The sequence below is a fragment of the Pseudomonas arsenicoxydans genome, assembly GCF_900103875.1.
Taxonomy (GTDB): Bacteria; Pseudomonadota; Gammaproteobacteria; order Pseudomonadales; family Pseudomonadaceae; genus Aquipseudomonas; species Aquipseudomonas arsenicoxydans.
Window position 1 is genome coordinate 1,159,633 of the sequence record NZ_LT629705.1, and the last position, 25,399, is coordinate 1,185,031.

The window sequence follows — 25,399 nt, forward strand, 5'->3', positions numbered from 1 at the left end:
CACGCGGTACCTCATGTCTCGGTCTTTGGTTCCAGACCCAGAAACAGTTGGCGCAGGTCCGGGTCGAGTAGTTTGCGCAGCACGCCATCAATCGGCTCTACGCTGCTCAAGATGTGCTGCTGTTCCGGGGCGAGGGTCTTGAGAAAATCATCCGCGACTTTCAAGTGTGCCGCGGTGGGGTTATCCGCAGGGCTATCGAGGGCGTCATAGTGAAAATGCGCCACCCAAAACACCAGGTTGTTTGCCTTGTCGAGAATCCGGTATTCCTGAAACACGTCGCCTAAGCCTTTGGTCTGGATGCGTCCTCGTTCGTCGCGACGGATCTCAACCTGTCGGTTCTCATGCAGCCATTTGAAGGCGCTTTGTGTCGGCTTGCGCTTTTGGTACAGGCGCGCTCGCACCTCGACACCTTCTTGACGTATCTGGCGTGCCGCCTCCCGCAGTTCCAAGCTGAGCGTGGCGATTGGAGCAGGGGGGCCACCTGCTTTGTTGATCCGGATGATGGCCCGATCCACCTGGCTGGCACCCTGTTCCAGCTTGAGTGCCTGTTGGTCAAATACATCCTGCATGTCGGCGGGTATGCGCCTTGGACGCAGGGCATCCTTGCGCGTTTGGGTGATGAACTCACGAGTATTGAGGTTCAGTTCAATGGCGGCCTCGATAATCTGGTTGTCATCCAGGGCCGAGGGTGGCAATTGGCGGGTCAACGCGATGGGCTTGATGGGCTCGTCCGTAGTAGTTTCCACTTCAGTCCGGGTGGGCGCGCGCGGCCGGGTCTTGTGCACTTTGACCGTTTGCCTTGAAGGCCCCTGCTGTCCTCGCTCTGCCGGTTTTCGCACCACCTGCGGCTCTGGCAACAACGCCTGGAGTCGGTCCTGTGCCAGTTGTTCGAACTCGGCAATAAGCGCTCGCAGATCATTAAGCCGGGGTTGCTTGACCAAGCCTGGGTAGGTGACAGGCAGTTCCTGAATACGCTGATCGGCATCGGCGAACGCTTCGACCAAACGGCTCATCACTTCCACAGGCACCTGCAAAGGGTGAGGGGTATCAGCCGCTTTTATGAGGTCCAGCACTTGATTCGCGGCGTGGGCGGCACTCACGACAATCTTGCCGACGGCGTCTCGAGCCTGGGACATCATCGGGCTGGCTTGCTCTTGAATGCACAACTCCTGCGCCATGCCGATTTCATTGGCTTTGAGATCCAGGGCAGTGAAGGAGGGCGTGAGTTTCCTTATTTTTAGTGATTGCTCAATACCGGCTCGTCCTGCTGCGCGCATACCCTCAAGCGTCGAGCCCGACAGTGCCAGTTTTTCGACCATTTCGTGGCTCAAGTCGATCGCCTGCTCGATCCTGCTGATGTAGGTCCCTAGCGGCATTGGATCTGACTGACTTGAGTTGCTCAGCATGTGGGTGGCTTGGGCATACTGGCTTTTCTTGATGACAAACCACAGCGCGAGATTCTTTTGCAGCAGGGTGCTCATGCGCAGCAGGTCGTAGACATAGTTCTTCGTTCCACCCAACGTGCGCCATTCCTGCAACTGCTCCAACACCTTCTGATACCCGGCGATGGTTGTATCCAGTTTTTGCGTGTAAGCCTCGCACAAGCGATCGTAGTCTTTGCTATCGGCTTTCTGAATGTCGGTTTGCATCGCTGTCAGCTCGGTTTCGCTCAGCGTTTCCTGGTTTTTGAAGGTTTCCAGAACCTTGTCCAATTCATGTTTACGCACCTCGCCAGCGGCGACCTGGGGTTTGCTGAACACATTCCCGGCCCCCCCTCGCAGGCGTAACCGCAGATCGATAAACCATTGCCCTTTGCTGTTATGAACCAGCGGCGGGCCGGTTCGGCTGAGGCGACTGGGGTCGACGATGTAAGCCTGTTCGTCGCCGTTGACCAGGACCTGGAACCAACGGTCGCCGACCTGGGCAAACTGTTTATCGTCGAGCTGGTAGAGATGGGGAGGCGCTTCGTTTACCTGCGTCACGTTCTCGTCAGCGATATCGATTGCCGGGACTTTGAATGTATCCAGCCAGGCGCCCAGCGCCGCAGGTGTGCGACGTGGCACTGCACCCGCGACTTCAAGTGAGGAGTAGTGCTCCGGAGCTAGTTCCGAGGACAGCGGGACGGGGTTGAAGGTAATGGCGCCAGGCTCGATTTTCGGCGTGATTTCTTTCTCCGTCGAACGCCGTGTTTTGCCTGATAACGTCTTGCGCCGCAGCACGGCGTGATGGCTGAGGATAATGCCCCGGGTCAGGAGAATGTCCGAGACGGAAGTCCATACGATAAAGCTGTCGCCCTTGTCGCTGGCGTCGAGCGCCTGCTGGATCTCATTGATGCTCTGCCATACCCAGACCGCCGTTCCGACGGCTCCGCTGAGAACATTCGATGCTGCGTTGAACAAAGCCCAACTGCTGTCTTTGAGCAGGCTCCAGCGTCGTTCGGCATTCGATTGTGACTGGCGGTCAGCCAGATCAACCAATGCCTGCGCATTGCTCTTGAACAGCATCGAAAGGACGTTGCCGGTGATCTCTTCACTCTCGAACACCACGCGCCCGAACCGGTTCGCGCGCTGCAATGGATTGACCAACTGTTCGGCCACCAGCCAGGGGGAAGGCAGGCCCACCGGGAAAACAGACTGAGCGTATTCAAAGCTCAGGGTTTTGTCGGGCAGCCATGCCAGTAACGAGTCCCTGAGTTCGCCGGGTTGGTGCAGCGCGTACAGCAGGTTTTGCCTGGAGGGAAACTGCAACAAGGGCTGGTCCAGCATTGGGCGATAAAGCAGACAAGGGCCGCTGTGGGCATTTCGAGGGCTGATGATGAACATGTTTGCGACCGTGTCGCTGGCGCTGATCAAGCGATGTTGCGGTGTCATCGTGAGTGGGTAGATGGCAATGGACCTGGTTTTTTCGCTGTCGGGGTCAAGCAGTTCCCTGACGTATCGATAGCCGTGTTCATCGATCCCCGCCTCTTGTTTGACCTTGCCCTCAAGCGCCAAAAGCGGCAACAGCAAGCGCAATTGATCGCAGTAGAAGGTTTCCTGGCGACGGGATTCGATGGGGTCATCGATCAGTTTGCGTTTGATCAGTGCGGGGTACGCTTGGCCGATGTTGACCTGCGCCGCCAGGCTGGAGAGAAACGCAGGCGTCAGCCATTGCGGCAGCGGATGGTCGCGGATGAAAAAAGCCGTCGCCATGTAAGGCGCCTCGTTTTCCAGCGCGAAGTCGGCCAGGGTTTCGATGCGCTGGTCGAGGGGATTGGGCAGCGTCAGGTTATCAGTGGTGAAGCTGCTGGTGACGCGGATCCGCAAATCATCCAGCGGCAGGCTCGCGGCCCCTATGGCGCGTGTATCCGCGATGATCGCTTCACGCATCAGGCGTTGCGCGTAGTCGGTAATGGAAGGTATCTCGGCTCTGGCGGCCTTGCTGTGCGGTTCACGGTAGAGCATGCCCAGCGCGCTGATGTAACGACCATAGTCTTGAATGTCGGTTGTCGATGCTTCGCGTAACCAGTCGGGAATGGCCGAATTCAGTTGTTGGAAGCGAGCGTATTCGAGGGTATCCAGCCCGGTCTCTGGCAAAACGGCGTCACCGGCAGGCGCATCAAGGGATCTCATCGAGTCTATGGCATCGAGTTGTGACGTCACTAACGCCCAGGCCATGTGGTCAAAGACGTTGCCGTCAGGCTCGAACACCTGCCATCTGAGGGCGCGTCCTGCCAGCTGTTCTTCCAGGCGAGCGGGGAGCGAGTCGCCCAATTGTTCCATTGAAGTGAAAGACTCGTAACCGCGCTCGATCGTGTACATCACCAGCAATTCGCGTTTACCGCTGGTGGCCCTGAGCACCAGGGCGCCTCCGATCAACAGATGGCTGGCGACCTCGTTTTCGACGGTATCAATATCGATCAGGCATGCCTGGATGGCCGACAGATCGCTGATTGAATGTTTACGGCTGGCTCTATCGGGCTCGTTGAATACTTCACGCGCCATGGCGCATTCATCGCCGTCCCAGCCATTGACCGTCTGCACGTTCAGTGCCTTGCGCAACGAATCGGAGAGCTCCAGCCAGCGAGCCATTTTCCTGCCTTTCTGGTTCCAGAATTCCAGTTGCTGGCGTTGCAGCTCGATGAACAGCTGCGGTGCTGTGTCGTTCAGCACCTTGGCAATTTCCTCGATGCTGACCGCGAGGTGAACCGGGTTCTTGACGTCGGGTTCCAGTGTCAGGAAATGCTGCCCTTCAAGGTAGTTGGCTGTTGTCCCGAACAGGCTGTGTTGCAAGAGTGTGAAGGTCAGTGACTCGAATTCGATCGGGCCTGCTTCCACCTGGTCGTTCACGACGTTCCATTGCGGTGTAGCGATGGTGGTTTGGTCCGGGTCGATGTTCAGTTGCGGATAGAGCGTTCCCAATGCCTGGCGCAACAGCTGTGAGGCGACCTCATCCGGCAAAGGACCGTGACTGGTCTGCCCGATCAGCTCGCTTTTTTCTACTAAAAGCGTGGCGTCATCCAGGGACTCGGATGGAATGATATGGCTCATGACGGCTACCTTGGAGCAGGGAAGAGGACAAGAAGAACCTCTTGATTGCACCAACGGTAATGGAGCGCCAGGAGCCGGGGGTGGTAACTATTTATGCCTTCAAAAAAAGACCCGCAATCGCGCGGGTCTTTGATCTTGATAGGGCAAATCAGGTCCCGGACTTGATTTTGGTCCAGGCCCGGGTCCGCGCACGTTCGGCATCGCGCGGCAGCGGTTGCAGGGTGTAGAGCGTGCCCATCGCCGTTGCGGTCGGGTACAGGTTCGGGTTGTTGCGAATGGCCGGGTCGACCATTTCCGTGGCGTCCTTGTTCGGGTTCGGGTAGCCGACGAAATCGCTAACCGGTGCGATCACCTGCGGTTGCAGCAGGTAGTTGATGAAGGTGTAGGCATCGTCCGGATTCTTCGCGCCTTTAGGGATAGCGAGCATGTCGAACCAGATCGGCGCACCCTCTTTTGGCAGACGCATGTCGACGACTACGCCGTTCTTGGCTTCCTTGGCGCGGTTGGCGGCCTGGGAGAAGCTGCCGGAATAGCCGACCGCGACGCAGATGTCTCCGTTGGCGATGTCGGCCATGTACTTGGAGGAATGGAAGTAGGTGATGTACGGACGAATCTTCATCAACAGCGCTTCAGCCTTGTCGTAGTCCGCCGGCTTCTTGCTGTTGGGGTCAAGGCCAAGGTGTTGCAGGGCCAGCGGCAGGATCTCCGATGGTGAATCGAGCAGGGCGACGCCGCACTGCTTGAGTTTGCTGATGTTCTCTTCCTTGAAGATCAGGTCCCAGCTGTCCACTGGCGCGTTGTCACCCAGGGCGGCTTTGACCTTGTCCGGGTTGAAGCCGATCAGGATGGTGCCGTACATGTAGGGTACGGCGAATTTGTTGCCCGGGTCGTTGCCTTCCAGCAGCTTCATCAGCTTGGGATCGAGGTGGTTCCAGTTCGGCAGTTTGCTGCGATCCAGTGGCTGGAACACCCCGGCCTCGATCTGCTTGGCGAGGAACACGTTGGACGGCACCACCACGTCATAGCCCGAGTTGCCGGTCAGCAGCTTGGCTTCCAGTGCTTCGTTGGTGTCGAAGATGTCATAGACCAGTTTGGTCTGGGTGTTCTGTGCCTTGAAATCCTCCAGGGCCTTGGGCGTGATGTAGTCGAACCAGTTGTAGACGCGCAACGTTCGCTCTTCAGCATGGACGGCGCCACTAAGCACTGTGGCGCACAGTGCCGGGGCGATAAAACGCTTGAGTCTGTTCATTGTTCTAATTCCTCATTGGGCGCTTTCAAAACCTTCGAGAACATTCACGGCATTGATGCCGATTTCTTCCACGGCGTAGCCGCCTTCCATCACGAACAACGTCGGCTTGCCGAGGCCCGCGATGCGCTCGCCCATCGCCAGGTAATCCGGGCTGTCGAGCTTGAATTGGGAGATGGGGTCGTCCTTGAACGTGTCGACGCCCAGGGACACGACGACGATGTCGGCGCCGTATTTCTCGATTTCCTTGCAGGCTTGTTCCAGCGCTGCGCTCCAGCTGTCCCACCCGCTGCCGGCGGGCAAAGGGTAGTTGAAGTTGAAGCCTTCACCGGCGCCTTCACCCAGCTCGTCTTCATAGCCGAGGAAGAACGGGAATTCGGCTTCAGGATGGCCGTGGATCGAGGTGAAGAGCACATCGCTGCGCTCATAGAAAATCGATTGCGTGCCGTTGCCGTGGTGATAATCGACGTCGAGAATCGCGATCTTTTTATGGCCTTGATCGAGGAAGGCCTGAGCGGCGATGGCGGCGTTGTTGAGGTAGCAATAACCGCCCATCAAATCGCTGGCGGCATGGTGTCCCGGCGGACGGCACAGGGCGAAGGCACTGCGGGCGCCGTTCTGAATGGCGGCTTGTGCGGTGAGGGCAACTTGCGCTGCGCTGTACGCCGCTTGCCAGGTGCCGGCGGTGATCGGGGCGCCGCCGTCGAAGCTGTAATAACCGAGCTGGCCGTGCAGGCTGGTCGGCAGAATCCGGCGCAAGGTGCGAGCTGGCCAGGTGTAGGGCAGCAAGTCGCCGTCGGTGTTGAATTCGGTCCAGCGTGCCCAGGCACCTTTGAAGAAGTCGAGGTAGTCGCGGCTGTGGATGCGCGCAATTGGATCGAGGCCGAAATCCTGTGGCGCCTGGACCGGGCCCAGGTTCTGGTTTTGCACACGTTGCAACACATGGTCGGCACGCGAGGGCATCTCGAAGCAGGGCATCAATTGCCCGTCCATCAATTCACAACGGCCGTGGTGCAGGTGGTGATCGTCCGAGTAGATCGTCAGCATTTCTTGTTCTCCGCAGGCTGATTCGGTTGAACACAGTCTTGCGGCGCGGCGCGATTCGGAGAACGGCAGGAAAGGCCAAAAGGGGATAAATATGGCCAAAATACATGACCGAAATTCGCCCCTTATTGGCGCGATGGTGCCCCGGATCAGCGCATTGACTGTTGAGCCTGTGGGGGCGGGTTATCCGTGTGGCCTGAACTGACTCGGCGCGACACCGCTCCAGCGCACAAAGGCATGGCGGAAACTGGCGGTCTCGCTGAAGCCCAGCGCCTCGGCGATCCGGTAGATCGGCATCCGGTCTTCACACAGCATATGTTTGGCTTGTTCAAACCTGAGTTCGTCGAGCAATTCCTGGTAACTGCACCCCAGGTCCTTGAGATGCCGACGCAAGGTTCGCGCTGAACAATTCATCTGCTCGGCCAATCCTTCAAGTCCGGGCGCTGCATTGAGTTGGGTGCTGAGGAGTTGGCGAATTCGCCCCAGCCACGCCTGACGCCCGGTGAACTCAGTGTTTTGTTTGCGACAGCGATCGGCCATGGCCTGGTGGGTGATGACGTCGGCGAGCGGCAAGGGAAGGTCGAGCCAGCGTTTGTCGAAGGCAAAGGCGTTGTCCTGCGCCTCAAAGTGCAGCGGGCAGTCGAAGTGCTCCGCGTAGGTCGCCTCATAGTCAGGGGCGGCATGTTCGAAGCGTGCCGCCAGCAACGGCAGCGGATGCCCGATCAAGTCGTCGCAGATGACTTTCAAGGACACCAGGCAAAATTCGGCATTGAAGACGGCAAGCGCCGGATTCTCCCGGTAGTCGGCGGCCACGAACCAGACGCGCTCGCCGTCGCTTTCCAGGCTCAACTCGAAAAGTGTTCCCAACAGCGCCGGATAACGCATCGCCAGCCGTAATGCGTCACCGAAGGTGGCACTGGTGAGCAGCGCATAACCGAGGATGCCGTAGGAGGAAACATGCATCCGCCGCCCCAGTTCCAGGCCAATGTCTCGCTTGAGCGCGACCGCGTTGGCGCAGACCTGCATCTCCTGGTTGGTGGTGATGCGCGTGTCCGCCCGGCTCAGATCCGCCGCGCTGATGCCGCTACCGGCGAGCAGCGCTTCGCTGGACAGGCCTTCGGCCTTGAAGGTGTTGAGCACCAGTGAGACAGCGTTGAGTGTGGTGAGGTGGGAGTGGAGCATGGGTGGTTCCAGCCGTGGAATGACTGGAACGCAGCAAGTTATATGCCGAGCGCAAAACCTGTAGGAGCTGTCGAGTGAAACGAGGCTGCGATCTTTTGCCCTTGAAAAAACAAGATCAAAAGATCGCAGCCTCGTTTCACTCGACAGCTCCTACAGGGGCGTGGTGTGTCAGCTCAGTTCGCCGCAGAGGTCGAGCTCTATGAGTCGGCGTACTTCAGCGGTATCCAGTCCGGTGCCCAGCAACCCATGCAACTTGCCGAACGCTGCCTCGCGGGTCATGCCGCCACCCGACAGTACGCCAGCACCACGCAAGCGGCTGCCGGCCTCATACACGTCCAGCTCAACGCCACCTTCGTGGCACTGCGTCACCGCCACCACCACAACGCCTTTGTTCCGCGCCCGCTCAAGGCTGGCGAGAAACTCGGGGTTGTCGCTCGGCCCCGTGCCACTGCCGTAACACTCCAGCACCAGGCCTTGAATGCCACTGTTCAACACACCGTCCAGCTGTTCGGCGCCGATGCCGGGAAACAGCGGCAGCACGGCGACCTTGGCCAGTTGCTTCGGTTGGTTGTAGGTCAATTGCGTCGGCAGCGAAGTGGCCTTCACACCGCCGCCTTGACGCTCAAGCCGCTTGAATGGATGACGCCCGAAACTGCGCACTTTCGCGCAGCGGGTCGGGTCCAGCAATTCACCATGGAAATACAGATGAACGCCCGGTGGCAGGCCTTGGCCCAGCGCAACCAGCGCGCCGCTGAGGTTTTCCCAGGCATCGCTGTCGGTCACGCCGGCAGGCAGCATCGAGCCGGTAAACACCACGCGGGCATGCAGGCCGAGCAACTGAAAGCTCATGGCCGCTGCGCTGTAAGCCAAGGTGTCGGTGCCATGCAAAATCAGCACGCTGTCGCAGCCTTGAACATCAACGGCGTCGACCACCGCTTCACGCAGCTGCTGCCAATAGGCTGGAGACATGTTGGCGCTGTCGATCAGCGGCGACATTTCACGAAAGCGCCACTGCGGCACCACCAGGTCAGGCTGGCTGTGCAGGTAGTCACGCATCCGCGCTTCAAAACCGGAAGCCGGGGCCAGGCCGTTGGCGCTGGCCTGCATGCCGATGGTGCCACCGGTGTAGAGCACCATGACGTGCTGGGCGGCAGGATAGGTCGAGGAATTCATGGGGGTTCTCCGAGAACGATGACAGCATGCGGCCGAGCATGACGCCGGCCGCACGCTGTGTCACGCCGGGCGCAGAGGGGCGCCCGGGTTTTTACCGATCAGCGTTGCGCTGCGGGTACGCCTTGCGGCTCTGCTGCGGCCTTGGGAGTGGCAGCGGGCGGATTGGCAGGCCAGGCTTTCAAGTCCAGGTCCAGATCCGGGAACTTGCTGGAATCGAACACAGGTGTCTTGATGCCGGCCGCGCGCTGGTCATCGTAGTCGCGCAGGATGCGCATGCCGACCTTGAACAGCAGGAACAGCGCAATCAGGTTCACAAACGCCAGCAGAGTCATGGTGATGTCGGCGAAGGCGAACACCGTGCCGAGGTTTTCGATCGCACCCCAGAAGATCAACACCAGCACCAGTGCGCGATAGCCGATCAGCGCCTTGCGGTTTTCACCGATCAGGAAGCGCAGGTTGCTCTCGCCCAGGTAGTAGTTGTAGAGGATCGAAGTGAACACGAACAACGACAAGGCCACGGAGATGAAACTACGGCCCCAGTCACCGACCACGGCGGCCAGCGAGTTCTGGGTCAGGGCAATGCCATCGCCTTCAAAGCCTGGGGTATAGAAACCCGACAAAAGAATCAGTAACGCGGTGCAGGTGCAGATCACGAAGGTGTCGAGGAACACGCTGAAAGCCTGAACCACACCTTGTGCCACCGGGTGTTCTACCGAGGCTACGGCGGCCACGTTCGGCGCACTGCCTAAACCGGCTTCGTTGGCAAACACGCCACGCTTCACGCCCATGACGATGGCGCTGCCGATCAGGCCGCCGAAGGCTTGATCCAGGCCGAAGGCGCTTTTGACGATGGTCATCAACATGCCCGGAACATGGTCGAATTGCAGCACGATCACGTAGAGGGTCACGCCGATGTACACCAGGGTTTTCACCGGTACCAGCAGGTCAGCGACCTTGGCGATACGCTTGATGCCGCCAATGAATACCATGCCCAGCAATACCGCCAGGGCCAGGCCGGTCCAGGTGGTGTCGAGGCCAAACGCGTTGTTCAGCGAGTGAGTCACGGCGTGGGATTGCAGGCCGTTGAAGGCAAAGCCGAAGGTCACCAGCAACAGGAAGGCCATGATCATGCCCAACCAGCGTTTCTGCAGACCGTGCTGGATGTAATAGGACGGACCGCCACGGTAGGTGCCATCGGCATCGGCGCGTTTATACAGCTGACCAAGGGAGCATTCGAAGAAGCTGCTGGACATGCCGACCAGCGCGGTCACCCACATCCAGAAGACTGCACCCGGACCACCCAGGGTCACGGCGATGCCGACACCGGCGATGTTGCCCGCACCAACGCGGCCAGCGAGGCTGAGCATCAGGGCCTGGAATGAACTGAGTTGCCCGGCGCTGCTTTTGAGGCTGTCGCGGAACACCGAGAACATGTGGAAGAAGTGACGCAGTTGAACGAAACGCGAGCGGATCGTGAAGTAGCTACCGAGCCCGACAATGAGCACGATCAGTACTTTCCCTGAGAGGAAGTCGTTGATGACTTCGAGCATGGATTATTCCTCGCTGTTTTTTGTTTAGGCAAATGCTGGACGAGTCGAAACATCGCGTTACACCGGTTTGCACTTGGCAAGACAGGTGAGGCGAACATTCGTCCCGGTTTCATATTGCGGGTTTGTTATTAGTTCGGGTTTCGCATGGGTTTGAGCCTCGTTACCGACGACCGCTCACGCGAAGAGGGGCGGCACTATACCTACCAGAGTGACGTCCGTCTGCACGATTGTGGTGCAAGCGATGAAACGAAGCCTTTGAAGCACCTGACGTTACCGGCGCCAGGCTTATGCAGAAGCTGCTCTTACGTTTTCAGCTTCCAGACATTCTGTCTTACTGCCAAAGAGTTAAAAAAAAGGGCTCGGGGAGTTAAATCCCCAAGCCCTCAAAAGGTGAGAGGTGTCTAGTCCCTCGACCTGGTGAGCGTGTCTCCCGGTGCTCTTCGTTAAAAGAGCAAGAGCCGGTGTTGCGTTCGGTTAAGCCTTCAAAGGCACCAGACGCGGAGCAATCATGTTTTCCGGGCGCAGGATGTCGGCGAGCATGTCTTCGTCGAGCAAACCTTCTTCGCGCACCAGTTCCAGCACGCCGCGGCCGCTTTCCAGAGCGATACGGGCGATGCGGGTGGCGTTTTCATAGCCGATGTACGGGTTCAGCGCGGTGACCAGGCCGATCGAGTGCTCGACCAATTCGCGGCAGCGTTCTTCGTTGGCGGTGATGCCGACGATGCAGTGTTCGCGCAGCATGTCCATGGCGCGTTGCAGCAGGCGGATCGAGTCGAAGATCTTGAACGCGATCAGCGGCTCCATCACGTTCAGTTGCAGCTGACCGCCTTCGGCCGCGATGGTCAGAGCCAAGTCGTTGCCGATGATCTGGAACGCCACTTGGTTCACAGCTTCCGGGATGACCGGGTTGACCTTGCCGGGCATGATCGAGCTGCCAGGCTGACGTGCCGGCAGGTTGATTTCATTGATGCCGGTGCGTGGTCCGCTGGACAGCAGGCGCAGGTCGTTGCAGATCTTCGACAGCTTGACCGCGGTGCGCTTGAGCATGCCGGAGAACAGCACGAAGGCGCCCATGTCGGAGGTGGCTTCGATCAGGTCGGCGGCTGGAACCAGCGGTTGACCACTGATCAAGGCCAAGCGCTGAACGGCCAGGTGCTGGTAACGCGGGTCGGCGTTGATGCCGGTGCCGATCGCGGTGCCGCCCAGGTTCACTTCGGTCAGCAGCTCAGGGGCCAACGTCTTCAGACGGGCCAAGTCTTCGCCCAGCGTGGTGGCGAAGGCGCGGAACTCCTGGCCGAGGGTCATCGGCACGGCGTCTTGCAGTTGGGTACGGCCCATTTTCAGGACGTGAGCGAATTCCTGACCTTTGGCAGCGAACGCCTGGATCAGGCTGTCGAGGCTGGCCAGCAGTGCGTCGTGACCCAGCAGCAGACCCAGACGGATCGCTGTCGGATAGGCGTCGTTGGTCGACTGCGCCATGTTCACGTCGTTGTTCGGGTGCAGGTATTGGTACTCGCCTTTCTGGTGACCCATGGCCTCCAGGGCGATGTTGGCGATCACTTCGTTGGCATTCATGTTGGTCGAAGTGCCGGCGCCGCCTTGAATCATGTCGACCACGAACTCTTCGTGGAAATCACCGCGGATCAATCGTGCACAGGCTTCGCTGATGGCAGCGTGCTTGGCTTCGCTCAGGTGACCCAACTCGCGGTTGGCGTCAGCGGCGGCCTGTTTGACCATCGCCAGGCCGACAACCAGTTTCGGGTAATGCGAAATCGGAACGCCGGAGAGACGGAAGTTGTTCACCGCTCGCAGGGTCTGGATGCCGTAATACGCTTGAGCCGGTACTTCGAGTACGCCAAGCAGGTCTTTTTCTGTGCGGAAAGATGCAGCGGAGGACATGATAGAAATCATCTCGATATGGACCCGGTCTGTGCCGGAACACTGCAAATGCTAGGCTTGTGGATAATTTTCGGCCAATGCTGTTAAACACTGGCCTATGCACATTCGGCATAATGCCCATGTGACGCCACGTCTGTGGCGAACGTGTGACCTAAATTGGTGCGTGTCCGGGAGGGCGTGATGAATCTGGAAAGTAAATGGCTTGAGGACTTCAGTGCCTTGGCCGCCACCCGCAGCTTCTCCCAGGCTGCCGAACGACGTTTCGTGACCCAGCCCGCATTCAGTCGGCGAATCCGCAGCCTTGAAGCGGCGCTCGGGCTGCAACTGGTCAACCGTTCGCGCACGCCCATCGAACTGACGGCGGCGGGACAGCTCTTTCTGGTCACGGCGCGCACCGTGGTCGAGCAGCTCGGTGAAGTGCTGCGCCATCTCCATCACCTGGAAGGCGGGCAGGGCGAGGTGATGCAGGTGGCCGCCGCTCACTCGCTGGCGTTGGGATTCTTTCCGCGCTGGATCGCCCAGTTACGCAACGAGGGGCTGAACATTGCGACGCGCCTTGTGGCGACCAACGTCGGCGATGCGGTGCATGCCTTGCGCGAAGGCGGTTGCGATTTGATGCTGGCGTTCTATGACCCGGACGCGGCGTTGCAGATGGACTCTGAGATTTTCCCGTCGCTGCACTTGGGCGATACCGAGATGCTGCCGGTTTGCGCCGCCGATGCCGACGGTAAACCGCTGTTCGATCTGGAGGGGGAAGGCAGTGTGCCGTTGCTCGCCTACAGTGCCGGCGCGTTTCTGGGACGATCGGTGAACATGTTGCTGCGCCAACGGGCGCTGCGCTTCACCACCATTTACGAGACCGCCATGGCGGACAGCCTGAAAAGCATGGCGCTGGAAGGGCTGGGTATCGCCTGGGTGCCGCAACTCAGCGTACGCGCCGAACTGGCTCGCGGTGAGCTGGTCGTCTGCGGCGGCCCGCAATGGCATGTGCCCCTGGAGATTCGCCTGTATCGCTGCGCATTGGTGCGCAAGGCGAATGTGCGGTTGTTGTGGCGCAAACTTGAAGGTGGCGCCGCAGCGAGCGCATGAGGTCCCGAAGAGCGCGAGCGTTATCTCGCGCCCTACGGCAAGTTTCAGTACCGGCTGTCGACATAGTCCTTTATGCGTTTCCTGTTGCCTTCGCTAAAGACGAAACAGTTCGATCGAAGGGGCAAGGGTTCGAACATGAACGTTTCGCACCACCAGCCGTTATAAAGCACTTCGCCTTCTTCATGAATGGCATTGAAAGAATGTCCCAGCTCATGCCCGATCACCTGCTTAAAGTCGAGCGAAGCGATAGCCGTCAATCCGGGTCCATTTGCGATACCACCCACGCCGCCAAATACCGGGCCACCGTTAATGAAGTCGTTGGTGATCAACAGTATTCGGTCATTGCTTGACAGGGGAAATTCATTACGCTCATACCGTTCTCTTTTATATTCCCACGCTAACTTTTTCCAATCTTCAAACATGTTGTTTTGGTCTTTGGATTTATAGTTGAAGTTGGTGTAGGGCGGTCTGCTTCGATCAAAAATAACGTGAATTTTTCGACCGGTGATGTTCTCGAATTCGGCGGTGAACGGGCGAATATGATCTGCGTAGGTTGTGCTTCGCTTCGCCGCTGGCACATCATCGTGGAAAATTGCAAAAAGCCGGATGGGATTAGCTGGGTCATCTTTAAGTTTGTCTGGAGGATCGATAGCGTGTGCACTCAAGCTAATCATGAGTGTAAGGATGAAAGTAATGATTGGTTTTAATAATGCGTACATGGATTTGTCTCGTGATGGTATCGCTCTCGGTAAATTTAAGAGGGCAATGACAGTTTATTGTTAGTGATGCTGAAACAGGCTTGGCATTACTTGGTGTTTTTTGCGAAGGCGGTACGTGCTTGACCTTCGTGTAGATAACCAACGCTTCTTGATTTATAACAGTGGGCGACTGTCGTTTCTGCCGTAGAAGAGGGCTAGATCCTGGCGGCCATCGCTCATCCCGTCGCAAACTTGAGGGCGGCGCTGCTGGCCTTGCTGCTGAGATGGGTGAAGGGCAAGTCAATGCCTCTCGCCCAGGGAAATGATTTTGCGGATGTCAGTCGAATTGACTGAGATAGTTTCGAATATTGTCGCGGTTCTTTTCGCTGAAATGGTAATAATTACCTCGGACCGGAGAGTTGACGTCATATTTCATAATCGTGTCATGCCACCAGCCGTTGTAGACGATATCCGAATCTTCATGGGTGGCACCGAACATATGACCTATTTCGTGAGCAGGCGTCAGGTAGGAATCGATCGTAGCCATTGCGCTCTGACCTCTGTTGGAAGCGATTCCCGCGACGCGGCTGTTCATCCCGTGACGAGTGAGTAACAGAAATTTGTCCAGGTTAGGATTGAAAGGGAATGTTGTATCCGCTTTCGCTTGCAAGTCTTTAACCTTGTTTTCCCAGCCCCGAAGGGCCTCTGCAGCGTTTTCATTTCTGTAGTTGTAATTGGTCATTTTCGGAGCTGTGGATTGAGAGTTGAAAATAACCGTAACCGCGCGGCCGGAGATGTCTTCAAGCTCGGTCTCCAGCCAAGAAAAGTAGTTGTCGTAGAGCTTGCCTTTATCGTGTTCATCAAGATCGTCGTGGATAAAGACGAGTAAAAGAATGGGCTTTTTGAGGCGCTCAGGTTGCCCATCATTTATCAGCGAGCGTCTGTGTTGCACGCTGTGATTGTTTTCAATTGTGCCATCTTTCAGATTGTCGATAATCTGACTTGCTTTGCCTTTGTTCACGTCATAGTCCTTTATGTACTTCCCGCTGGAGAGGGGTTGGTGTTGTTTGTCTGTTGGCGATGTTTATTGTTGTGCTGATGCGGGCGTATAGTTTGTGCGGTGTTTCTATTTGAAGTTGTAAGTTAAGTTTGGTCGCTTGGCGTGGCAAGTTTCAAGTTGTTCTGTAATGTGTCTTGGGTGTTAATTCCGTAAGAACTCGGAGCCCAAAATAGTTATGGGCTTTTACACTATAGAGGCCAGTTTGCCTGTCACGGCCAAGAGGTTCTTTGGTTGACTTTCGAGTCAGTAACCCGGGCTTTTAGTGATCTATGACAGATGGTCGGCCAAGGGGCTGTTTATCTGCCTCATTGAGGTATACTGCGCGGCCTTCGGCCGGTTCGTCCGGCCATTTTTCGTACAATCAAGCCACGCATTTCTGCGTGGCTTGTTGTTTTTGACGCGCCTGCGGGCGCCCAGAGAGAAGAGGCACGACGATGAGTGCACTGGTTGGCGTGATCATGGGCTCCAAGTCCGATTGGTCCACCCTTAGCCACACCGCCGATATGCTGGAAAAGCTCGGCATTCCTTACGAGGTGAAAGTGGTCTCTGCCCACCGCACCCCGGACCTGCTGTTCCAGTACGCCGAAGAGGCCGAGGCGCGGGGCATCGAGGTGATCATCGCCGGTGCCGGTGGCGCGGCCCACTTGCCTGGCATGTGTGCGGCCAAGACCCACCTGCCAGTGCTGGGCGTCCCGGTGCAGTCGTCGATGCTTTCGGGCGTCGATTCACTGCTCTCTATCGTGCAGATGCCCGCTGGCATTCCGGTTGCTACCCTGGCCATTGGCAAGGCTGGCGCGATCAACGCCGCCCTGCTGTCGGCGAGCATCCTGGGCGCCAAGCACCCGCAGTTCCATGCGGTGCTGAAAACTTTCCGTGCTGAGCAGACAGACAGCGTCCTGGACAATCCAGACCCACGCATCGCCTGAGGTTTTTGACGATGAAGATCGGTGTAATCGGTGGCGGCCAGTTGGGTCGCATGTTGGCACTGGCGGGCACTCCGCTGGGCATGAACTTCGCTTTCCTGGATCCGGCGCCGGATGCTTGCGCAGCCGCATTGGGCGAACACCTGCGGGCCGATTACGGTGATCAGGATCACCTGCGTCAGCTGGCTGATGAAGTCGATCTGGTGACCTTTGAATTCGAAAGCGTCCCGGCCGAAACCGTGGCGTTCCTGTCGCAATTCGTCCCGGTTTACCCGAGTGCCGAAGCCCTGCGCATCGCTCGTGATCGCTGGTTCGAGAAAAGCATGTTCAAGGACCTGGGGATTCCCACCCCGGCGTTCGCCGATATTCAGTCGCAAGCCGACCTTGATGCCGCCGTGGCATCCATCGGTCTGCCGGCGGTACTGAAAACCCGGACGCTCGGTTACGACGGCAAGGGCCAGAAAGTCCTGCGCAAGCCTGAAGATGTCGTTGGCACCTTCGCCGAGCTGGGCAGTGTTGCTTGCCTGCTGGAAGGTTTCGTGCCATTCACCGGCGAAGTTTCGCTGATCGCCGTGCGTGCTCGCGATGGCGAAACGAAGTTTTACCCGCTGGTTCACAACACTCACGAAAATGGCATCCTCAAGCTGTCCGTGGCCAGCACCGACCACCCGCTGCAAGCGCTGGCCGAGGATTATTCCAGTCGCGTGCTCAAGCAGTTGAATTACGTCGGCGTGATGGCGTTCGAGTTCTTTGAAGTCGACGGTGGCCTCAAGGCCAATGAAATCGCCCCGCGTGTGCACAACTCCGGGCACTGGACTACCGAAGGTGCTGAATGCAGCCAGTTCGAAAACCACCTGCGGGCCATTGCCGGTCTGCCGCTGGGTTCGACGGCCAAGGTCGGCGAGAGCGCGATGCTCAACTTCATCGGCAAAGTGCCTGAGACGGAAAAAGTCCTGGCCATCGCCGATTGCCATCTGCATCACTACGGCAAGGCGTTCAAGGTCGGCCGCAAAGTTGGTCACGCCAACCTGCGTTGTGCAAACCGCGAGACGCTGGCTACACAGATCCTCAAGGTCGAAGCACTGATCGCCGAATAAATAGTTTCATGTAGCAGCGGCGGAACCATTCAGGGGCTGCCGTTCTCTCATGGCAGGATGCGAAAGTCTGACTAGGCTTTCGCTAGGTGTCCAAATCAGAGGGAAATGCCATGGGAATTATCGGAACCATCTTTATCGGCTTGATCGTCGGCCTGCTGGCCCGGTTCCTGAAACCGGGCGATGACAGCATGGGTTGGATCATGACCATCCTGCTCGGTATCGGCGGTTCGCTGGCGGCCACTTATGGCGGTCAGGCTCTGGGCATCTACCAGGCCGGTCAAGGCGCGGGCTTCATCGGTGCGCTGGTCGGTGCGGTGGTATTGCTGGTGATCTACGGCTTGATCAGAAAGAACTGATTTAAGCGACAAAGCCCTCTCTGCGCGGCGCGCGGGGAGGGCTAGAATGCTTGGCGTTACACAGTCCTTTCCTTTACCGAGCTCCTCCATGCGCCGTCTTTTGTTGACTCTCCTCTTACTGGGCAGTGGTTTGGCCCACGCTGGCGAACTGCCGGAAACCGACTGGCTCGAACTGATGCCCAAGTCGGATCAGAAAGCCCTCGAGGCCATGCCTGAAATCGACCACAACTCACCCGAAAGCGATGGCACCTTTACCCAAAAGGGTGGCATGAAGCAGAGCAAAGGCCTGCCGGCAGTGATGTATTCGACCAAGACCGTGCCGTCGATGAACGACAAGAACATCCGCATCGGCGGGTATCCGGTGCCGCTGGAGTCCGATGCCAAGGGCCGCAGCACGCTGTTCTTCCTCGTGCCTTATCCGGGCGCTTGCATCCACGTGCCGCCTCCGCCGCCTAACCAGTTGGTGCTGGTGCGGTATCCGAAAGGGTTGAAGCTGAACGATATCTACACCCCGCTGTGGGTCACCGGCACGTTGAAGATCGAGAAGGTCAACAATGATCTGGCTGATGCGGCGTATGCGCTGGATGCGGCGAATGTACGGGTAGTCAAAGAGTCTGATCTGTAACAACGCCAATGGGCCTGGCATAACAACTGTGGGAGCGAGCTTGCTCGCGATGAGGTCATAACATTCAGCATCTATGTTGACTGTTATACCGCCATCGCGAGCAAGCTCGCTCCCACATTGGTTTTACGGTGTTAGAGCGATTTGCTGGCGATGCTGACGCCGAGGGTGTGGCTGGCACCTGGCGCCAATGTCACCACGTCATCCATCACGTTTGCCGTCTCGATGCACAGCATGCGCTGCCAACCATCGTCGGCCATGTCGCTGAACGCCGCGGCGCGATCAATCCACGGGTTCCAGATCACCGCCGAGCGCGATCCGCTGCTGGTCAGCTCGATGCGCCGCTCCCAGGCCGGATCAACGATGCTCAGTGTCGCCGGGACCTTCTGATAGATGCGATCCGTCTCGCCGCTAAACCGCAGATCGCCGCGCTGAGTAACGGTTTTCCAGTCGTCCAGCGTCTCGATGTAGCTCAAGCCATCCAGCCCTTCAACGTGCACGTTGCGCACATCGCTGACGGCGAAATAGCTGTGCAGCGCCTGGCTGAGGGTGACGCTTTCGGTGCCCTGATTATGGCTGGTCAGGTTGATGTGCAACTGTTCATCCAGGCGGATGCTCAGCTTCAAATCCACTTGATGTGGCCAGCCCGGGAAGCCGCCTTCGGGGTAGGGCAGGATGAATTCCACTTTCAGGCTCTCGCCCTCGGCTTCGATGCCACCGAGCTCCCAATCCATCGCCCGCACAAAACCGTGGGCCGTCGGTGGTTCTTGACTGACGCGCATCGCCTGGACGCTTGGCGGGTTGCGCGAAAAATTACCGAACCACGGCCAGCACACCGGCACGCCGGCGCGGATGCTCTTGCCGGTCTTGAACACCGCCTCGTCATTGAGCCAGATCAGCGGCGGCTGGCCGGCCAACTGATAACTGAGGATGTGCGCGCCTTGCTGGGCGACCAGCAATTCGGCCTGCCCGTGGCGGATGCGCCAGCAGTTCAGTTCATCCAGTTTCACGGCTTCAACGTTGGGCGTGCTCATGGGCAACTCTCAATCTTTAACAGGACTGCAATGGACCGCAAAACAGTCGCAGCGTTTAACGCGCTCGTGGTGGAACCGAGCGAGTGCGGCCGCTGCCGTCGATGGCGACGAACACGAATACGGCTTCAGTCACTTTGCGCCACTCGCTGGACAGCGGATCGTCGCTCCACACTTCGACCATCATCTGAATCGAGCTGCGGCCGATTTCCAGGGCCTGGGTGTAGAAGGAAAGCTGTGCGCCCACTGCGACAGGGACCAGGAACGCCATGCGATCGATCGCAACGGTCGCGACGCGTCCGCCAGCGACTTTGCTCGCCATTGCGGTGCCGGCCAAATCCATCTGCGCTACCAGCCAGCCGCCGAAAATATCGCCAAAGCCGTTGGTTTCGCGAGGGAGCGCGGTGATTTGCAGGGCGAGGTCGCCTTGCGGAATTGGATCTTCTTGTTCGAGCTCTATCATGCCGGGGGTGCCTCTGACCCGTGACTCTTCATAAGTACTTCAGGTGAATAGCCGTCTCCAGGAAAAACGATTCAACCCCGAACATACTCTGTTCGTCACGTTTTTCGTAAGGCGCCTAAAGGGAAACTCTGCGAAATCGGCTGACAAGTGCCAACGACGTTTTCGCACAGCAACCCCTTACAAACAGGTCCAGGATTGCGAGTATATCGGTCGGTAGACTCCGAGACGACCGTCCGGTTCTCATTTTGACCGTCAAATACGCTCATCTATGTGCTTTTTCGAACAATTTGCTATCGTGCCGGACCTGCCCAAGCCTCCGCCAGCGTTGTTGGGGTTGCAGATCCGACTATAAGAGAAGCCCTTGCCATGACCACAGCGCCCTCGAGCATCGCGCAGCCAGCTCAACCCGCACGTCCTTTGACCCGCAACGACTACAAGACTTTGTCCCTGTCTGCCCTTGGCGGCGCGCTGGAGTTTTACGACTTCATTATCTTCGTGTTCTTCGCCACGGTGGTGGGCAAGCTGTTCTTCCCTGCCGACATGCCCGAGTGGCTGCGCCTGATGCAGACCTTCGGCATCTTCGCCGCCGGCTACCTCGCACGCCCGCTGGGCGGCATCGTGATGGCACACTTCGGTGACTTGCTGGGTCGCAAGAAGATGTTCACGTTGAGTATCTTCATGATGGCGGTGCCGACCCTGATCATGGGTTTGTTGCCGACGTATGCACAAATCGGCATGTGGGCTCCGATCCTGTTGTTGCTGATGCGGGTAATTCAGGGCGCGGCGATTGGCGGTGAAGTGCCGGGTGCATGGGTATTCGTTTCCGAACACGTGCCGCAGCGGCACATCGGCTATGCCTGCGGCACGCTGACGAGCGGTCTGACGGCGGGCATCCTGCTGGGCTCGCTGGTCGCCACCGCGATCAACAGCATTTATACCCCGGTGGAAGTGTCGGATTACGCCTGGCGGATCCCGTTCCTGCTGGGCGGCGTATTCGGTCTGTTCTCGGTTTACCTGCGCCGCTGGCTCCACGAAACGCCAGTGTTCGCCGAACTGCAACTGCGCAAAGCGCTGGCCGAAGAAGTGCCGCTGCGCGCTGTGTTGCGCGACCATCGTGGGGCGATCCTGATTTCCATGCTGCTGACCTGGCTGCTGTCCGCCGGCATCATCGTGGTCATTCTGATGACACCGACCGTGCTGCAAACCGTCTACCACTTCTCGCCGACCACGGCGTTGCAGGCCAACAGCCTGGCGATCGTATTCCTGAGCCTGGGCTGCGTGGCGTCCGGAGCCTTGGCTGACCGCTTTGGTGCTGGCCGTGTGTTCGTGTTTGGCAGTGCGGCGCTGTTACTCAGTTCGTGGACGTTCTATCACAGCCTGTTCAACCACCCGGACTGGCTGTTCCCGATGTACGCCCTGACCGGTTTGCTGGTCGGCACCATTGGTGCGGTGCCATACGTGATGGTCAAAGCCTTCCCGGCGGTGGTGCGCTTCAGCGGGTTGTCGTTCTCCTACAACCTGGCCTACGCGATTTTCGGTGGTTTGACGCCGATGGTGGTGACATTGCTGCTCAAGGAAAGCCCGATGGGGCCGGCGTATTACGTGGCGATCATTTGCGGGGTCGGGGTTCTGGTCGGTGCGTACCTCTGGAAGAAGGGTCGTTAAACCGACTTCTTTCATCGACTGAGCTGGCCTCATCGCGGGCAAGCCCGCTCCCACAGTGGTTCTGTGTTTTCCGCAGACCCCCTGTGGGAGCGGGCTTGCCCGCGATGAAGGCGCTGCGAATCATCCTGTAAAAAACCGAATGCTGGCCTTTCATCCAATTGTCATATTTCAGCCATAGAGTGTTCACACGGCCTGCTGATACTTGGCCCCGACTTAACACACCCTATCTGCTAGGAGTAAGGCATGAAACTGAAGCGTTTGATGGCGGCAATGACTTTTGTCGCTGCTGGCGTTGCGACTGCCAACGCGTTCGCCGCTGTTGACCCTGCTATCCCGAGCTACACCAAGACCACTGGTGTGTCGGGCAACCTGTCCAGCGTCGGCTCCGATACCCTGGCCAACCTCATGACCCTGTGGGCTGAGAACTACAAAAAAGAATACCCGAACGTCAACATCCAGATTCAGGCCGCTGGCTCCGCCACTGCGCCACCTGCGCTGACTGAAGGCACCTCTAACCTGGGCCCGATGAGCCGCAAGATGAAGGACACCGAACTGGCTGCCTTCGAGCAGAAGTACGGCTACAAGCCAACCGCTATCCCGGTTGCCGTGGACGCCCTGGCTGTCTTCGTACACAAGGACAACCCGATCCAGCACCTGACCATGGAACAAGTCGACGCGATCTTCTCGTCCACTCGTCTGTGCGGCGCTAAAACCGAAGTCAAAACCTGGGGCGACCTGGGTGTGACCGGCGACCTGGCCAACAAGCCGGTTCAGCTGTTCGGTCGTAACTCGGTATCCGGCACTTACGGCTACTTCAAAGAAGAAGCCCTGTGCAAAGGCGACTACAAGCCAAACGTCAACGAACAACCAGGTTCGGCTTCGGTCGTGCAGTCGATCAGCTCCTCGCTGAACGGCATCGGTTACTCGGGCATCGGCTACAAAACCGCTAGCGTGAAAACCGTTGCTCTGTCGAAGAAAGGCAGCACCGAGTTCATCGAAGACAGCGAAGAAAACGCCCTGAACGGCAAATACCCGCTGTCGCGCTTCCTCTACGTTTACGTCAACAAAGCCCCGAACAAGCCTCTGGCCCCGCTGGAAGCCGAGTTCGTGAAACTGGTTCTGTCCAAACAGGGCCAGGAAGTTGTAGTGAAAGACGGCTACATCCCGCTGCCAGCCAAGGTTGCTGCAAAAGCACTGGCTGACCTGGGTCTGGCGGAAGGCGGCGCTGAAGTCGCAAAAAAGTAACACCGTAGGTCCGGGGTTCGCCCCGGCCTTGTAGGAGCTGGCGAGTGAAACGAGGCTGCGATCTTTTGATCTGGCTTCTAACGGCAAGATCAAAAGATCGCAGCCTTGGTTCCCTCGACAGCTCCTGCAACCCCCAAATTTCCGGTCCACTGCCAGTCCCCGCTGGCGGCGGATTTGTTGCGTCACTGCATTGTCATCTTTCTGTCATACAGGATCGCTAGGGTGTGCGCATGAATGATCTGGCCAATTCCACCATGACTACGAATCCCCCCAAGCGAATTGACTTCAATACGCCTGAGTTGCAACGCAAGCGCCGCATCCGCGCGCTCAAGGATCGCCTGACCCGCTGGTACGTCCTCGTGGGCGGCCTCGCCGTTCTCGGCGCGATCACGCTGATCTTCTTTTTCCTCGCTTACGTTGTCGCGCCGCTGTTCCAGGGTGCCGACCTGACCGCCAAAGACGCCATCACGCCCGCCTGGATGCAAGACGCCGGCAAGCCGTTGATGATCTCTCTGGAAGAGCAAAACCAGGTCGCCATGCGGGTTTCCGACAAGGGCCAGGCCTTATTCTTCGACATCGACAGTGGCGCCGAACTCAAGCGCGTCGATCTGCCGATCCCGGCCGGCACCACGGTGACCTCCATCGCCGAAGACCAGCCAGGTCATCCATTGGTGGCGGTCGGCTTGTCCAACGGTCAGGCACTGGTGTTCCGTCACACTTATAAAGTCAGCTATCCGGACGGCAAGAAGACCATCTCGCCGGCTATTGAATATCCGTACGGCGAAACTCCGATTGCGTTGAGCGAGGCGGGCGGTGCCCTGGAGCACGTCAGCCTCAACGCCACGGATACGACGCTGATGCTGGTCGGTTCCACCGGTGCGCAACTTAATGTGCTGTCGCTGACCAGCGAAGAAAACATGATGACCGGCGAAGTCACCAACGAGCAGAAGCGTATCGATCTGCCGCAGATGACTGAGGCGGTGAAGAACATCTTCGTCGACCCGCGCCAGCAGTGGCTCTACGTGATCAACGGTCGCGCTCAAGCCGACGTATTCAGCCTGCGCGACAAGAGCCTCAATGGTCGCTACAAGCTGCTCGAAGATGGTGAAGCGCAAATCACTGCCAGTACTCAACTGGTGGGCGGTATCTCGTTGATCCTTGGCGACTCCAAGGGTGGCCTGGCCCAGTGGTTCATGGCCCGCGACCCCGACGGCGAACTGCGACTGAAGCAGATCCGCACCTTCCAGATGGGCACCACGCCAATCGTTGAAATCACCGCCGAAGAGCGCCGCAAAGGCTTCATCGCCCTCGATGCGTCTGGCAAGCTTGGCGTATTCCACAGCACCGCTCACCGCACCCTGTTGGTGGATCAGGTGGTCGACGGCCAAGGTATCTTCGGTCTGTCGCCACGGGCCAACCGCGTGATCGTGGAGGCGGGCGGCAAGATTCAACCGCTGTTGCTCGACAACCCGCACCCGGAAGTGTCCTGGAGCGCGTTGTGGAGCAAGGTCTGGTACGAAAACTACGACGAGCCTAAATACGTCTGGCAATCGACCGCCGCCAACACCGACTTCGAACCCAAGCTGAGCCTGTCGCCGCTGACCTTCGGTACGCTGAAAGCCGCGTTCTACGCGATGCTGCTGGCCGCGCCTCTTGCTGTTGCCGCGGCGATCTACACCGCTTACTTCATGGCTCCGGGCATGCGCCGCAAGGTCAAACCGGTGATCGAACTGATGGAAGCCATGCCGACGGTGATCCTCGGTTTCTTCGCCGGCCTGTTCCTCGCACCGTATGTAGAAGGGCATTTGCCGGGCATCTTCAGCCTGCTGATGCTCGTGCCGATCGGCATCCTGGTGGCCGGTTTCATCTTCAGCCGCTTGCCTGAATCCATCCGCCTGAAGGTGCCGGATGGCTGGGAAAGCGCGATCCTGATCCCGGTGATTCTCTTCGTGGGCTGGCTCTCGCTGTACATGAGCCCGTACATGGAAACCTGGTTCTTCGGCGGCGACATGCGCATGTGGATCTCCCACGACCTGGGCATCACCTACGACCAGCGCAACGCTCTGGTGGTCGGCCTGGCCATGGGCTTCGCGGTGATCCCGAACATCTACTCCATCGCCGAAGACGCCGTGTTCAGCGTGCCTCGTGGCCTGACGCTGGGCTCCCTGGCACTCGGTGCCACGCCATGGCAAACCATGACTCGTGTGGTGATCCTCACCGCCAGCCCGGGGATCTTCTCGGCACTGATGATCGGCATGGGCCGTGCGGTCGGGGAAACCATGATCGTGCTGATGGCCACCGGCAACACCCCGGTCATGGAAATGAACCTGTTCGAAGGCCTGCGGACTTTGGCGGCTAACGTTGCGGTGGAAATGCCCGAATCGGAAGTGGGCGGCAGCCACTACCGCGTGCTGTTCCTCTCGGCGTTGGTGCTGCTGTTGTTCACCTTCGTCATGAACACCCTCGCGGAACTGATTCGTCAGCGTCTGCGCAAGAAATACTCGTCGCTTTAAGAAAGGTAGAAGTC

19 protein-coding genes are annotated in these 25,399 nt (G+C 58.4%); 8 read left to right on the forward strand and 11 right to left on the reverse strand.

The features are described from left to right. Nucleotides 1–11 precede the first annotated feature (11 nt). From BLQ41_RS05195 to aspA, 7 genes are all read right to left on the reverse strand, one after another. Nucleotides 12–4,529, reverse strand: a complete 4,518-nt coding sequence (locus tag BLQ41_RS05195) for a dermonecrotic toxin domain-containing protein (RefSeq protein ID WP_090177813.1) — start codon at nt 4,527–4,529, stop codon at nt 12–14. 148 nt (nt 4,530–4,677) lie between these two features. Then, nucleotides 4,678–5,778 carry a polyamine ABC transporter substrate-binding protein gene (locus BLQ41_RS05200; protein WP_090177816.1) on the reverse strand — a complete coding sequence of 367 codons (1,101 nt, stop codon included), beginning with the start codon at nt 5,776–5,778 and terminating at the stop codon, nt 4,678–4,680. 12 nt (nt 5,779–5,790) lie between these two features. Continuing rightward, the gene (locus BLQ41_RS05205; protein ID WP_090177819.1) at nt 5,791–6,822 is read right to left on the reverse strand and encodes a histone deacetylase family protein; all 1,032 of its coding nucleotides are present in this window, start codon (nt 6,820–6,822) and stop codon (nt 5,791–5,793) included. Nucleotides 6,823–7,002: 180 nt separating this feature from the next. Next, the gene (locus tag BLQ41_RS05210; protein WP_090177822.1) at nt 7,003–8,001 is read right to left on the reverse strand and encodes an AraC family transcriptional regulator; all 999 of its coding nucleotides are present in this window, start codon (nt 7,999–8,001) and stop codon (nt 7,003–7,005) included. Nucleotides 8,002–8,169: 168 nt separating this feature from the next. Beyond that, a complete protein-coding gene (locus BLQ41_RS05215; RefSeq protein ID WP_090177825.1) occupies nt 8,170–9,174 on the reverse strand; it encodes an asparaginase in 1,005 nt (334 codons plus the stop codon). Between the two features lie 98 nt (nt 9,175–9,272). Then, a complete protein-coding gene (locus tag BLQ41_RS05220) occupies nt 9,273–10,724 on the reverse strand; it encodes an alanine/glycine:cation symporter family protein (protein ID WP_090177828.1) in 1,452 nt (483 codons plus the stop codon). A gap of 474 nt (nt 10,725–11,198) precedes the next feature. After that, complete coding sequence (aspA, locus tag BLQ41_RS05225) at nt 11,199–12,623, reverse strand: aspartate ammonia-lyase (protein ID WP_090177830.1); 1,425 nt, start codon at nt 12,621–12,623, stop codon at nt 11,199–11,201. A gap of 180 nt (nt 12,624–12,803) precedes the next feature. On the opposite strand from aspA, the gene BLQ41_RS05230 reads away from it, so the two are divergent. Next, complete coding sequence (locus BLQ41_RS05230) at nt 12,804–13,712, forward strand: LysR substrate-binding domain-containing protein (RefSeq protein WP_090177832.1); 909 nt, start codon at nt 12,804–12,806, stop codon at nt 13,710–13,712. Nucleotides 13,713–13,756: 44 nt separating this feature from the next. Here the strand turns inward: BLQ41_RS05230 and BLQ41_RS05235 are convergent, their stop codons facing one another. Beyond that, on the reverse strand, nt 13,757–14,431 hold the full coding sequence (locus BLQ41_RS05235) for a zinc metalloprotease (RefSeq protein ID WP_090177837.1): 675 nt from the start codon (nt 14,429–14,431) through the stop codon (nt 13,757–13,759). A 316-nt stretch (nt 14,432–14,747) separates the two neighbouring features. Then, complete coding sequence (locus BLQ41_RS05240; RefSeq protein WP_090177840.1) at nt 14,748–15,431, reverse strand: reprolysin-like metallopeptidase; 684 nt, start codon at nt 15,429–15,431, stop codon at nt 14,748–14,750. 473 nt (nt 15,432–15,904) lie between these two features. Between BLQ41_RS05240 and purE the strand changes: the two genes are divergently transcribed. The 4 genes from purE to BLQ41_RS05260 all read left to right on the forward strand — a co-directional run bounded on the left by purE (nt 15,905) and on the right by BLQ41_RS05260 (nt 18,471). After that, nucleotides 15,905–16,396: a 5-(carboxyamino)imidazole ribonucleotide mutase gene (gene purE, locus BLQ41_RS05245; protein ID WP_019694319.1), complete on the forward strand. Its 492-nt coding sequence runs from the start codon at nt 15,905–15,907 to the stop codon at nt 16,394–16,396. Between the two features lie 11 nt (nt 16,397–16,407). Continuing rightward, complete coding sequence (locus BLQ41_RS05250; protein WP_090177844.1) at nt 16,408–17,490, forward strand: 5-(carboxyamino)imidazole ribonucleotide synthase; 1,083 nt, start codon at nt 16,408–16,410, stop codon at nt 17,488–17,490. Nucleotides 17,491–17,600: 110 nt separating this feature from the next. Further along, nucleotides 17,601–17,846: a GlsB/YeaQ/YmgE family stress response membrane protein gene (locus BLQ41_RS05255; protein ID WP_090177848.1), complete on the forward strand. Its 246-nt coding sequence runs from the start codon at nt 17,601–17,603 to the stop codon at nt 17,844–17,846. An 88-nt stretch (nt 17,847–17,934) separates the two neighbouring features. Continuing rightward, nucleotides 17,935–18,471, forward strand: coding sequence for a DUF3299 domain-containing protein (locus tag BLQ41_RS05260; protein ID WP_090177851.1), 537 nt, complete (start codon nt 17,935–17,937; stop codon nt 18,469–18,471). A 131-nt stretch (nt 18,472–18,602) separates the two neighbouring features. On the opposite strand, the gene BLQ41_RS05265 is transcribed toward BLQ41_RS05260, so the two are convergent. Both BLQ41_RS05265 and BLQ41_RS05270 read right to left on the reverse strand, forming a co-directional pair. Beyond that, nucleotides 18,603–19,502, reverse strand: a complete 900-nt coding sequence (locus BLQ41_RS05265; protein WP_090177855.1) for a D-hexose-6-phosphate mutarotase — start codon at nt 19,500–19,502, stop codon at nt 18,603–18,605. A 55-nt stretch (nt 19,503–19,557) separates the two neighbouring features. After that, nucleotides 19,558–19,962, reverse strand: coding sequence for an acyl-CoA thioesterase (locus BLQ41_RS05270; RefSeq protein ID WP_007896491.1), 405 nt, complete (start codon nt 19,960–19,962; stop codon nt 19,558–19,560). 366 nt (nt 19,963–20,328) lie between these two features. On the opposite strand from BLQ41_RS05270, the gene BLQ41_RS05275 reads away from it, so the two are divergent. The 3 genes from BLQ41_RS05275 to BLQ41_RS05285 all read left to right on the forward strand — a co-directional run bounded on the left by BLQ41_RS05275 (nt 20,329) and on the right by BLQ41_RS05285 (nt 25,385). Continuing rightward, on the forward strand, nt 20,329–21,627 hold the full coding sequence (locus tag BLQ41_RS05275) for an MFS transporter (RefSeq protein ID WP_090177858.1): 1,299 nt from the start codon (nt 20,329–20,331) through the stop codon (nt 21,625–21,627). Between the two features lie 243 nt (nt 21,628–21,870). Next, nucleotides 21,871–22,872: a phosphate ABC transporter substrate-binding protein PstS gene (locus tag BLQ41_RS05280; protein WP_090177861.1), complete on the forward strand. Its 1,002-nt coding sequence runs from the start codon at nt 21,871–21,873 to the stop codon at nt 22,870–22,872. A 479-nt stretch (nt 22,873–23,351) separates the two neighbouring features. Further along, nucleotides 23,352–25,385: an ABC transporter permease subunit gene (locus tag BLQ41_RS05285; RefSeq protein WP_197678936.1), complete on the forward strand. Its 2,034-nt coding sequence runs from the start codon at nt 23,352–23,354 to the stop codon at nt 25,383–25,385. Nucleotides 25,386–25,399: the final 14 nt, after the last annotated feature.

Excerpts from the sequence above, each read along its gene's own strand:
- BLQ41_RS05215 (WP_090177825.1), bottom strand. The coding sequence starts at position 9,174 with ATGAATTCCTCGACCTATCCTGCCGCCCAGCACGTCATGGTGCTCTAC.
- BLQ41_RS05220 (WP_090177828.1), bottom strand. The coding sequence starts at position 10,724 with ATGCTCGAAGTCATCAACGACTTCCTCTCAGGGAAAGTACTGATCGTG.
- BLQ41_RS05210 (WP_090177822.1), bottom strand. The coding sequence starts at position 8,001 with ATGCTCCACTCCCACCTCACCACACTCAACGCTGTCTCACTGGTGCTC.
- aspA (WP_090177830.1), bottom strand. The coding sequence starts at position 12,623 with ATGTCCTCCGCTGCATCTTTCCGCACAGAAAAAGACCTGCTTGGCGTA.
- BLQ41_RS05265 (WP_090177855.1), bottom strand. The coding sequence starts at position 19,502 with ATGAGCACGCCCAACGTTGAAGCCGTGAAACTGGATGAACTGAACTGC.
- BLQ41_RS05270 (WP_007896491.1), bottom strand. The coding sequence starts at position 19,962 with ATGATAGAGCTCGAACAAGAAGATCCAATTCCGCAAGGCGACCTCGCC.
- BLQ41_RS05205 (WP_090177819.1), bottom strand. The coding sequence starts at position 6,822 with ATGCTGACGATCTACTCGGACGATCACCACCTGCACCACGGCCGTTGT.
- BLQ41_RS05195 (WP_090177813.1), bottom strand. The coding sequence starts at position 4,529 with ATGAGCCATATCATTCCATCCGAGTCCCTGGATGACGCCACGCTTTTA.
- BLQ41_RS05230 (WP_090177832.1), top strand. The coding sequence starts at position 12,804 with ATGAATCTGGAAAGTAAATGGCTTGAGGACTTCAGTGCCTTGGCCGCC.
- BLQ41_RS05285 (WP_197678936.1), top strand. The coding sequence starts at position 23,352 with ATGCAAGACGCCGGCAAGCCGTTGATGATCTCTCTGGAAGAGCAAAAC.
- BLQ41_RS05275 (WP_090177858.1), top strand. The coding sequence starts at position 20,329 with ATGACCACAGCGCCCTCGAGCATCGCGCAGCCAGCTCAACCCGCACGT.
- BLQ41_RS05280 (WP_090177861.1), top strand. The coding sequence starts at position 21,871 with ATGAAACTGAAGCGTTTGATGGCGGCAATGACTTTTGTCGCTGCTGGC.
- purE (WP_019694319.1), top strand. The coding sequence starts at position 15,905 with ATGAGTGCACTGGTTGGCGTGATCATGGGCTCCAAGTCCGATTGGTCC.
- BLQ41_RS05255 (WP_090177848.1), top strand. The coding sequence starts at position 17,601 with ATGGGAATTATCGGAACCATCTTTATCGGCTTGATCGTCGGCCTGCTG.
- BLQ41_RS05250 (WP_090177844.1), top strand. The coding sequence starts at position 16,408 with ATGAAGATCGGTGTAATCGGTGGCGGCCAGTTGGGTCGCATGTTGGCA.
- BLQ41_RS05260 (WP_090177851.1), top strand. The coding sequence starts at position 17,935 with ATGCGCCGTCTTTTGTTGACTCTCCTCTTACTGGGCAGTGGTTTGGCC.
- BLQ41_RS05235 (WP_090177837.1), bottom strand. The coding sequence starts at position 14,431 with ATGTACGCATTATTAAAACCAATCATTACTTTCATCCTTACACTCATG.
- BLQ41_RS05200 (WP_090177816.1), bottom strand. The coding sequence starts at position 5,778 with ATGAACAGACTCAAGCGTTTTATCGCCCCGGCACTGTGCGCCACAGTG.